The organism is Achromobacter sp. DMS1 (assembly GCF_001270295.1).
The window spans coordinates 1-10,045 of sequence record NZ_LHSJ01000151.1 but is presented as its reverse complement, the minus strand read 5'-3'; the positions used below and the strand labels follow the sequence as shown (position 1 = coordinate 10,045).

The window sequence follows — 10,045 nt, the reverse complement described above, 5'->3', positions numbered from 1 at the left end:
CGGCGGGCGTCTGCCATTGAAGCGCTGCAGGCGCGCCTCGGCCGGCAGCACCCGCGACCACAGCCGCCACTGGTTCTGCGAGGCCGAACGCACGAATTCCGCGCGGTCTTCGGCGGGCACCTGCGACACCGCCGCCCGCAGGGTGCGGATGGTGGTGACGATGTAGCCGATGGCCACGTCTTCCATGAACTTGTGCCGGAAGTACGAAACCGTGACCAGCGTGGCGGCCTGGGTCAGCAGCACCGAGCCCAGGACCAGCAGGATGAGGCGGGTGCGCAGCGAGCGCGGCACCAGCAGGCCGGGAGAAAAACGCATCAGGGAGAGAAACGGTAGCCGATGCCCCAGACCGTCTGGATCCAGCGCGGCTGCTTGGGGTCGTCTTCGATCACGCGGCGCAGCCGCAGGATGGCGATGTCGATGGCGCGGTCGTTGCGCTCGCCGGCGTCGTCGTCGCGCGCGAGCGCGAGCAGCTCGCGCGCGCGACAGCGGCTTGCCGGCGTTGCGCGCAGCGCCTCGAGCAGGTTGATTTCACCGCCCGTCAGCTTGACCACCGCGCCGTCGCGCGAGAGCTGGCGCGTGGAAGGATCGAAGACGAAGGGGCCGAACGAGACGGGCGAGTCCTTGGTGAGCGCCGAGGGCCCGCGCTTGCGGCGCAGCACGGCCTCGATGCGGGCCAGGAGTTCGCGCGGATCGAAAGGCTTGCCCACGTAGTCATCGGCGCCGGCCTCCAGGCCGATGATGCGGTCCACCGCCTCGTCGCGCGCGGTGAGCAGGATGACGGGGATGTCTTCGCCCTGCTCGCGCAGGCGGCGGCAGGCGTCGGCGCCGTCGCCGCCGGGCAGCATGCGGTCGAGCACCAGCAGGTCGGGCGCGTAGCGCGTGATGCGCGCGGGCAGGTCGCTGGCGTCGGGGGCGAGCAGGGTGTCGTAGCCGTGCCGGTTGAGGTAATCGGCCAGCAACTGGCGCAGGGCCGGGTCGTCGTCGACGACCAGCAGCTTGGTATGCGGATTTTCCATATCCGCCATAGTGGCGGCGCGGCCGCCGGACGGCAAGAGGGGGGAAATCAACTGAAATACGGCTGTTGCGCAATGTTGCCGGAAGGTTCGCGATCCCGAGGGCGGAACCCCGCGGGCGCCGCCGACTCGACCTACAATGGGCCGCGCTGCGGCGCGCGCCTTGCCGGACATCCGGCATTCGTTTACACCTGCGCGCCCTTCCCTAATACAGTGTAGTCATGGCCGTTCCTGCATTCCGGGGCGTTCGGCTGTTCCGCGCCCTATTTTCCGCCAGCCTGATCTGCTGCGCCTGCGCGCCGCCAGCGCGCCCGGCGAGGCCCGCGCTCCGGACGCGCCGTCTACGTCGCGAGCGGCATCGGCGTGCTGGCCCCCGTCCAGCCCGTGCCGGTGCGTCCCGCCGTGGACATCCGGGCGCGCGCCGTGCCGCTGGACCCCATGCCCTGCGACTTGCAGGCCGCGGAGCCGGCCCTGGACAATTCGGTGCGCGGCGGGGGCGACATGGAATCCCCGGCACCGGGCCCGGCCTGTCGGGAGAGCCGGTGTTCCCGCCGCCCGAGGCCGGCCCCCTGAACTGTTCCGACCCCGACGCGTCGGCGCCCAGCCCCCGCCTGTGTATTCCCTGGGACTGGAAAGCGGCGACGTGCCGCGCCCGCCGGTGGTGGTGATCTCGGGCGTATCCCGTCCGACCCGTCCCTGGTTTGCCTCGGTCAGCAGCCAGGAAGGGCTGCGCTACGGCGACCGCAACTGGAACTACCGCAGCCCGGACGGCCCCTCGGTCACGGTGGGCAACCTCAACACCAACGCGCCCGCCTGGGGCAGCGCCGCGCCGCTAGGCGGCATCCAGATCTCCAATTGGGCGGGCGCGTCGGCCACGCTGCCCGAAGGCAGCCTGGGCTATTCCTCCTCGATCGGGCGGCTCAACCTCATGGACCCCAATGCCCAGGCCGGCGCCGTGGACTACGGCGCCTCGGTCGGGACCGGCAGCGTGCGCTACGGGCTGACGCCGTCGCTCACGGTCGAGGGACAGATGCAGAGCGCCCCCTCGCTCACGAGCCGCGGGCTGGGCACCACCTACAAAACGGCCGGCTACGGCACCTTCCAGGTCGGCGCCACCGAAAGCACCTTCGACGCCAGCAACGCCTGGCGCTACCGCTTCGGCTACAGCGTGGACGTGGCCGACGCGGTCAACCTGGGCTACGTGAACGAACAGATCGGCGCGGGCTTCGGCGACATCGCCTCGTACACCGGCGGCGTGGCCGGCGCGCCGCAGACGCGCAACACCCTGTCGGCGGGTATCCCGATCTCCGGCTGGGGCACCCTGAGCGGCACCTACTCGGGCCTGCGCGAAGGCTCGGCCCTGGCCGAGGAACGGCTGGGCATTTCGCACAGCATGTTCGTGGCGCCCAAGGTGCAGCTGGCCGTGGGCGCGGATCGCGACATCATCAGCGGCAACTACGAATGGCGCGCCAATCTCAGCATGCCGGTGGATACCTTCATGCGGGGCACCTGGCTCAACTGGTAGCCGCCCGGGCCGCGGCCGGAACCGCCCGGAAGACGGAAACCTCTCCTTCGTGGGCGGTCCGGCGCAAATGCGGCTTAAAATCCCCGCCATGATGCTTCCGCCCTACCTCCATGTCTGACCCGCGCGCCCTCGACATCCTCCAGCGCGTTTTCGGTTACGAATCCTTCCGCGGCGACCAGCAGGCCATTGTCGAACAGGTGATCGGCGGCGGCGACGCGCTGGTGCTCATGCCCACGGGCGGCGGCAAATCGCTGTGCTACCAGATTCCCGCGCTGGTGCGCGAAGGCACGGGCGTGGTCGTCTCGCCCCTCATCGCCCTCATGCAAGACCAGGTCGACGCCCTGACCGAGCTCGGCGTGCGGGCGGCCTACCTCAATTCCACGCAGGACTGGCGTGTGGCCCGCGAGGTGGAACAGGCTTTCCTGGCCGGCGAGCTGGACCTGCTCTACGTGGCGCCCGAACGCCTGCTCACCGACCGCTGCATGCAGCTGCTGGACCGCGGCCGCATCGGGCTCTTCGCCATCGACGAAGCGCACTGCGTGTCCCAGTGGGGGCACGACTTCCGGCCGGAATACCTGGGCCTGTCCACGCTGCACGAGCGCTGGCCCGACGTGCCGCGCATCGCGCTCACCGCGACCGCCACAGCCGCCACCCGGACCGAGATCGCGCAGCGCCTGGCCCTGGACGACGCCCGCCACTTCGTGTCGAGTTTCGACCGGCCCAACATCCGCTACCGCATCGTGGAAAAGAACGAGGTGCGCAAGCAGCTGCTCGAAATGATCCGCAGCGAGCACGAGGGCGATTCCGGCGTGGTGTACTGCCTGTCGCGGGCCCGGGTCGAGGAAACCGCCGATTTCCTGTGCGGCCAGGGCATCGACGCCATGCCCTACCACGCCGGCCTGAGCCCGCAGGTGCGGGCCGCCAACCAGGCGCGCTTTCTGCGCGAAGACGGCGTGGTCATGGTGGCCACCATTGCGTTCGGCATGGGCATCGACAAGCCGGACGTGCGCTTCGTGGCGCACATCGACCTGCCCAAGTCGGTGGAAGGCTATTACCAGGAAACCGGGCGCGCGGGCCGCGACGGCCTGCCCGCCACGGCCTGGCTGGCCTATGGGCTGCAGGACGTGGTGCAGCAGCGCCGCATGATCGACGAGTCCCCGGGCGACGAGATCTATCGCCGCCGCCTGGGGCAGCAGCTCGACGCCATGCTGGGGCTGTGCGAAACCGTGGAATGCCGCCGCATGCGGCTGCTGGCCTATTTCGGCCAGCAGATCGGCCCCTGCGGCAACTGCGACGTATGCCTGGAGCCGCCCCAGGCCTGGGACGGCACGGTCGCGGCCCAGAAGGTGCTGTCGGCGGTCTACCGGCTCTGGAAAGAGCGCGGCCAGCGCTACGGCGCGGGCCACATCATCGATATCCTGCGCGGCAAGGTCACCGACCGCACCCGCCAGCACGGCCACGACACCCTGTCCGTGTTCGGCGTGGGCCAGGACCTGAGCGAAACCGCCTGGCGCGGCGTGCTGCGCCAGCTGCTGGCGCAGGGGCTGCTCACGGTGGACCACGAAGGCTACGGCACGCTCGCCCTCACCGAGGGCAGCCGCGCCGTGCTCAAGGGCGAACGCCAGCTCATGCTGCGGCGCGAGCCCGAAAAGAAGGCCCGCTCGGGCAAGACGGCCGGCGGCCGCGCCAAGGCGGCGGTGGTGGACCTGCCGCCGGAGCTGCAGCCCGTTTTCGAGGCCCTGCGGGCCTGGCGCGGCGAAGTGGCCAAGAACCACGGCGTGCCCGCCTACGTCATTTTCCACGACGCCACGCTGCGGGAAATCGCGCTGGCGCAGCCGGACTCCATGGAAGCGCTCAGCCGCATCAGCGGGGTGGGCGCGCGCAAACTGGAAGCGTACGGCGAGGAAATCCTGCAGCGCGTGGCGCGGCCGGTGCTCTGACCGAGCCGCCGCGCTCAGCGCGATTCGGCGGGAGGCGGGAGCAGCGGCACGGGCGCGCGCTCCTTGCCGAACACCGAGCGGTAGGCCAGGATGTTGAACACCAGCACGACGGGGATGCCGATCACGGCCCCCGCCATCACCAGGCGCATCGAGCCCAGCGCGCCCACGCCGTCCCAGATCGTCATGTCGTCCAGGATGAGATAGGGAAACAGGCTGTAGGCCAGGCCGCTGAGCATCAGCAGGAAAAGCCCCACGCACAGTACGAACGGCAGCCAGCTAAAGCGCTCGGCGCGGCCGGGCAGGCGCGCCAGCAGCATTTCCGCCGCCACGTAGCCCGCCAGCATCAGCACCCAGACTGTGGCCGCCACGCCCAGGTGGGCGATGTTGCTCCATTTGTAGAAAATGCCGGCGTTGGCCAGGCCCAGCGTGACGGCCACCGCCACCATGCCCACCGCCGTCCAGCGGATGGCGTGGCGCGCCCAGCCGGAAGCGCGCCGCTGCAGTAGCCGTCGACCCGCATCACCAGCCAGGCCGCGCCCAGCAGCACGTAGGCCGCCACGGCGCACAGGCCCACGAACACGGCGAACCAGCCGTAGCCGGCATCGGTCTGGTAGCCGGTGGCGATGCGGCCCAGCAGCATGCCCTGGCCGAATGCGGTCATGAGCGAGCCCGCCCAGAAGCCGAAGATCCAGCGCGGCTTGTGCTCGTTGCGGGCCCGGATGCGGAACTCGAACGACACGCTGCGCAACACCACGCCCAGCACCATGAGCGTGAGCGGGCCGTAGAGCTTGCCCAGCACCGCGCCCCAGGCGAACGGAAAGGCCGCGGCGAACAGCCCCAGCCCCAGCAGCATCCAGAATTCGTTGGCGTCGCGCCAGGGGCTGAGCAGCCCCATCATGCGCCCGCGCTCCTCGGCCGGCGCAAGCTGGACCAGGATGCCCACGCCGAGGTCGAAGCCGTCGAGCACGAGGCCGGCGGCGATCACGGCGAACAGCATCGCCAGGAAGGCCAGCGGCATCCAGAAAGAGGGGTCGTCGGGATTCAGGCCCTGCGAAGCGGCCAGCATGGCGATCATGGAGAACCTCCTCCGGGTTTGCGCACCGGCACCACGCCATAGCGCGCCGCATGGAACAGCATGCCGGCGAACGCGGCCAGCAACAACGCGTAGAGCACGGCGTAGCCCGCCATTCCGTACAGCACGGCGGCGGTGGAAGCCTGGCCGAGAATCTCGGTCTGGGTAACGGTGCCGTTCACCGCGAAAGGCTGCAGCCCGATGATGGACACCCACCAGCCCGCCACCACGGACAGCCCGCCCGAGAACATCATGCCGCGCAGCATGCGGTGCCACCCCGGCGAAAGCGCGGCGGGGTCCAGGCCGCGGCGCCAGACCCGGAAAAACGTGAGCCAGGCGGCCAGCGTCATGAGCAGGGCCAGCAATGCCGCCACGCGCAGCGACCAGAACGTCAGCGCCACCGGCGGCAGCATGCCCGAATACTTGTCCAGGCCGCGGTAACGGCCGTCTTCGTCGCGGTGCAGCCAGGCACCGCCCATGCCGTGGAACGTGATGTCGGCCTCATTGGCGGGAAACCGCCGCGTCGGGCCAGCCCAGCAGCACCAGCGCGGGCTCGGGCCCGCTCTCCCAGTAGCCCGCGGCGGCGGCCGCCTTGGCCGGCTGGAGCCGGGCCATGAGCTTGCCCGAGCCGCCGCCACCGGGAACTGGAGCATGGTGGCCACCAGCGCGACCACCAGCCCGGTCTTGAAGGTGCAGCGCTCGCCATCGCCCAACGGGCGGCGCAGCGCCTGCAAGGCCGTCACGCCCAGCATCAGGAAGGCGGTGGCCAGCGCCGCGCCCACGAGCACCGTGCCCATGCGCCAGCCCAGCGAAGGATTGAACACCACGGCCACCCAGTCGTACACCTGGTAGCGGCCGTCCACCAGCAGCGCGCCCGCCGGAGTCTGCATCCAGGATTGCAGGGCCACCACCCAGAACACCGCCACCACCTGGCCCAGCGCCACCATGAACACCGCCAGGGTGTGCGCCAGGTCGGATACGCGACGCTGCCCGAACAGCATGACGCCCAGGAAGCAGGACTTCAGCACGAACACCGACAGAATGCCGAAACCGAGGAGCGGCCCGGCCACGTTGCCGATCTTGTCCATGAGGCCGGCCCACAGGCTGCCGAGCTGGATCAGCACGGGCACGCTGGAGGCCAGCGCGAGCACGAAGGCCAGGGCGAAGATGCGCACCCAGAAGCGGTAGGCCGCCGTCCAGCCCGGCAGGCCGGTCATGCGGGCGCGGATCTTGAAGAACAGCAGGACCCAGGCAAGCGAAAGGGAAACAGCGAGAAAGAGCGCCAGGAAGCTCAGGCTGGCGACGAATTGCGTGCGCGCCAGCGATAGCGTCGAAATATCCATGCGTGTCAGTGTTCCGCGGCGCCGGGGTGGCCGCCTTGTTGCAGTCTCATGCGTGGTCCTTCCCTTTTTTCGATGGCCCTAAGTGTAGAGCCTGTTACCGCCGGGCGGGAGCGCCGGGGCGGCGGGCGGCCGGGGCGCAAACGCCGGAACGTGGCAAAATTGACGCTTTGTCGCTGCTTTTTCCTATTCTTTCCAGAATGACCTCCGCCACGACGCCACCGCCCGCCGCATCGAATTTCCTGCTCCATATCGTCGAGGACGACCTGAAGGCCGACCGGTTCCAGGGCAAGCTCTGGGCCGGCAAGCCCGGACCGGCGTCGGTGCAGGCGCAGGGCCGGCCCGATCCGGCCCGCATCCGCACGCGCTTTCCGCCGGAGCCCAACGGCTACCTGCACATCGGGCACGCCAAGAGCATCTGCGTCAATTTCGGGCTGGCGCGCGATTTCGGCGGCGTGTGCCACCTGCGTTTCGACGACACCAACCCGGAGAAGGAAGACCAGGAATACGTGGACGCCATCATCGAGGCCGTGCACTGGCTGGGCTTCGACTGGAAGGCGGACGGCAACGACAACCTGTATTTCGCCAGCGACTACTTCGGCTATATGTACGAATTCGCCGAAGCCCTGGTGGAAGCGGGCCATGCCTACGTGGACGAACAGAGCGCCGACGAGATCCGCGCCAACCGCGGCACGCTGACCGAACCGGGCGTCGATTCCCCGTGGCGCAACCGCCCCGCGGCCGAGTCGCTGGCCCTGCTGCGCGAGATGCGCGACGGCAAGCATCCCGACGGCAGCCTGGTGCTGCGCGCCAAGATCGACATGGCCTCGCCCAACATCAACCTGCGCGACCCCGTAATGTACCGGGTGCGCCACGCCACCCACCACCGCACGGGCAACCAGTGGTGCATCTACCCCATGTACAGCTGGGCGCACCCCGTGGAAGACGCGCTGGAAGGCATCACGCACAGCGTGTGCACGCTGGAATTCGAAGACCAGCGCCCCTTTTACGACTGGATCCTGGCGCGCCTGGCCGAGCTGGGCAAGCTGGCGCGGCCGCTGCCGCACCAGTACGAATTCGCGCGGCTGAACCTGAGCTACGTCGTCACCAGCAAGCGCAAGCTGCTGCAGCTCGTGCGCGAAGGCCACGTGGACGGCTGGGACGATCCGCGCATGCCCACCATCTTCGGCCTGCGCCGGCGCGGCTATACGCCGTCCTCCATCCGGCTGTTCTGCGACCGCACCGCCGTGTCCAAGTCCGACTCGCGCATCGACTACAGCCTGCTGGAGCAGGCCGTGCGCGACGATCTCGACCCGGTCGCGCCGCGCTCGGTGGCGGTGCTGGACCCGCTCAAGCTGGTCATCACCAACTACCCCGAGGGGCAGACCGAAACCTGCACCGCGCCGCGCAACCCGCACGACCCGCAGGCCGGCCAGCGCGAATTCCCCTTCTCGCGCGAGCTGTGGATCGAACGCGACGACTTCCGCGAGGAAGCGCCCAAGAAATACTTCCGCCTGTTCCCGGGCAACACCGTGCGCCTGAAGTACGGCTATGTGGTGCGCTGCACCGGCTTCACCCGCAACGAGGCCGGCGAAGTGGTGGAAGTGCAGGCCGAATACCTGCCCGACACCAAGAGCGGCACGCCCGGCGCGGACAGCGTCAAGGTCAAGGGCAACATCACCTGGGTCAGCGCCGCGCACGCCGTGCCCGCGCAGATCCACTTGTACGACCGGCTGTTCGCCGACCCGCGCCCCGACGCGGGCGACAAGGACTTCATCGCCTGCCTGAACCCCGACTCCAAGCAGACCGTCTCGGGCTGGCTGGAACCGGGCACCGTGGCCGCGCCCGGCGCCACCTGGCAGTTCGAGCGGCTGGGCTATTTCACGGCGGACATGAAAGACTCCACCCCCGAGGCCCCCGTGCTCAACCGCATCGTCACGCTGCGCGACTCCTGGGCCCAGGGCTGAGCCCGGGCCCGACGCCCTCCGGCCGTCCATGGCCGCCTGCCGCCGCCCGGCCCTACGAAAGCGGCGGCAGGCGGGTTATCATGCCCGACATTCCAGAGCCGGCCGGACGCGCCGTTTCCCGGCGCGCCGGGTCCCGGCCTCTTCCTGAACATGAACACTGAACCCCTAGCCCTGGATTTCAAGAGCGCCACGCTGTATGCCGTGCGCGTGGTGCTGCACGATGCGGACCCCGAGCGCCTGAACGCCGCGCTGGCCAAGCGCATGGCCGACGCGGGCAGCTTCTTCGAAAACGAGCCGGTGGTGGTGGACGCCAGCCGGGTCGACGCCCTGGGCCTCGCTTACTCCGCGGAGGTCATCCGCAAAGACCAGCTGATCCAGTGGGCTGGCGGCGTTGTGTTTGCCGGCGCTCTCGCCGGCGGCCTCATCAAGCTGATCTTCTGAATATGAGCGCCCCTGAAAAGGCGTCGCGCCAGCGCGGTGGGGCCGCGCCCGAGACGCCTGCCACAGCGTCGAGCGTTCCACCGAATCAGTACCCACTGTTCAAGGGAGCCACCCGCATAGCCACCATCAAGGGCGGCGTTCCGACCCGAGCCTTTGTTGGCCTGGTCTTCCTGACCGTCTCGGTCGCCATGTTCACCCTCTGGGGCTGGCTGCTCGGACCTGTCCTGTACCCGGTCGTGGCTGTGCTCAGCCGAAATGACGATCGCGCGTTCTGGATTTGGGAGCTCTGGGCAAAGACCAAGCTCTTTGCACCCAACAAACGGCACTGGGGCGCCGTTTCCCTGACCCCCACCCCATACGGCAAGCGCCGGCGTTGGTGCCGGCAGCTGGGAGATCGTAATCAATGACCCACCACGCTCCGGCGCTGCCCGCTAAAGAGCCGGCAGTCAGCAAGTATGTTCCATTTTCGCACCATGTCACCGAATCCATCATTGCCACTCGTGATTGGGAATATCTGTCGACCTGGCGCATCGACGGACGCACCTTCGAAGGTTACTCCGAAGCCGAGCAAAAGGCCTGGATCGAGGAGCTGAACAACGTTCTCCGTGGGTGGCCGAGTGGCTTCGGCCTCTGGACGCATTTGGTTCGGCGTCGTGTCTCCGAATACCCGGAAAGCAACTACCCCGACGCGTTCTCACGCGCTCACGACGCCGCCTACCGCAAGGTTTTCGATGGCAAGCCGCCGAT

7 protein-coding genes and 4 pseudogenes are annotated in these 10,045 nt (G+C 69.0%); 7 read left to right on the top strand and 4 right to left on the bottom strand.

The window, feature by feature from the left end:
- Together AD428_RS16775 and AD428_RS16770 are read right to left on the bottom strand one after the other, a co-directional pair.
- Nucleotides 1-315 (bottom strand): annotated as a pseudogene (locus AD428_RS16775) (ATPase); the annotation flags it as partial.
- A complete protein-coding gene (locus AD428_RS16770) occupies nt 315-1,016 on the bottom strand; it encodes a response regulator (protein ID WP_053245932.1) in 702 nt (233 codons plus the stop codon). The gene AD428_RS16770 and the pseudogene AD428_RS16775, both read right to left, overlap by 1 nt.
- A gap of 360 nt (nt 1,017-1,376) precedes the next feature.
- Between AD428_RS16770 and AD428_RS28145 the strand changes: the two genes are divergently transcribed.
- The 3 genes from AD428_RS28145 to recQ all read left to right on the top strand — a co-directional run bounded on the left by AD428_RS28145 (nt 1,377) and on the right by recQ (nt 4,478).
- Nucleotides 1,377-1,586: a hypothetical protein gene (locus tag AD428_RS28145; RefSeq protein ID WP_235490666.1), complete on the top strand. Its 210-nt coding sequence runs from the start codon at nt 1,377-1,379 to the stop codon at nt 1,584-1,586.
- A 40-nt stretch (nt 1,587-1,626) separates the two neighbouring features.
- Nucleotides 1,627-2,538 (top strand): fimbrial protein, encoded by a 912-nt coding sequence (locus AD428_RS16765; protein WP_235490661.1) that lies wholly within the window; start codon nt 1,627-1,629, stop codon nt 2,536-2,538.
- Between the two features lie 110 nt (nt 2,539-2,648).
- Entirely contained in the window at nt 2,649-4,478 is a 1,830-nt protein-coding gene (recQ, locus tag AD428_RS16760; RefSeq protein WP_053245931.1) for a DNA helicase RecQ, read from the top strand.
- Between the two features lie 14 nt (nt 4,479-4,492).
- Here the strand turns inward: recQ and AD428_RS16755 are convergent.
- Together AD428_RS16755 and AD428_RS16750 are read right to left on the bottom strand one after the other, a co-directional pair.
- Nucleotides 4,493-5,553, bottom strand: a pseudogene (locus AD428_RS16755) (cytochrome d ubiquinol oxidase subunit II).
- Nucleotides 5,550-6,893, bottom strand: a complete 1,344-nt coding sequence (locus AD428_RS16750; protein WP_082308463.1) for a cytochrome ubiquinol oxidase subunit I — start codon at nt 6,891-6,893, stop codon at nt 5,550-5,552. The pseudogene AD428_RS16755 and the gene AD428_RS16750 overlap by 4 nt, the downstream one beginning before the upstream one ends.
- A 197-nt stretch (nt 6,894-7,090) precedes the next feature.
- On the opposite strand from AD428_RS16750, the gene AD428_RS16745 reads away from it, so the two are divergent.
- From AD428_RS16745 to AD428_RS16730, 4 genes and pseudogenes are all read left to right on the top strand, one after another.
- Nucleotides 7,091-8,857: a glutamine--tRNA ligase/YqeY domain fusion protein gene (locus AD428_RS16745; protein WP_053245930.1), complete on the top strand. Its 1,767-nt coding sequence runs from the start codon at nt 7,091-7,093 to the stop codon at nt 8,855-8,857.
- A gap of 150 nt (nt 8,858-9,007) precedes the next feature.
- Nucleotides 9,008-9,184: pseudogene (minC, locus tag AD428_RS25260) on the top strand (septum site-determining protein MinC); the annotation flags it as partial.
- Nucleotides 9,185-9,300: 116 nt separating this feature from the next.
- Nucleotides 9,301-9,705 (top strand): type IV secretion system protein VirB3, encoded by a 405-nt coding sequence (locus tag AD428_RS16735; RefSeq protein ID WP_053243771.1) that lies wholly within the window; start codon nt 9,301-9,303, stop codon nt 9,703-9,705.
- Nucleotides 9,702-10,045 (top strand): annotated as a pseudogene (locus tag AD428_RS16730) (VirB4 family type IV secretion/conjugal transfer ATPase); the annotation flags it as partial. The gene AD428_RS16735 and the pseudogene AD428_RS16730, both read left to right, overlap by 4 nt.

Coding starts and splice junctions, on each gene's coding strand:
- AD428_RS16770 (WP_053245932.1), bottom strand. CDS start 1,016: ATGGAAAATCCGCATACCAAGCTGCTGGTCGTCGACGACGACCCGGCC.
- recQ (WP_053245931.1), top strand. CDS start 2,649: ATGTCTGACCCGCGCGCCCTCGACATCCTCCAGCGCGTTTTCGGTTAC.
- AD428_RS16750 (WP_082308463.1), bottom strand. CDS start 6,893: ATGGATATTTCGACGCTATCGCTGGCGCGCACGCAATTCGTCGCCAGC.
- AD428_RS16745 (WP_053245930.1), top strand. CDS start 7,091: ATGACCTCCGCCACGACGCCACCGCCCGCCGCATCGAATTTCCTGCTC.
- AD428_RS16735 (WP_053243771.1), top strand. CDS start 9,301: ATGAGCGCCCCTGAAAAGGCGTCGCGCCAGCGCGGTGGGGCCGCGCCC.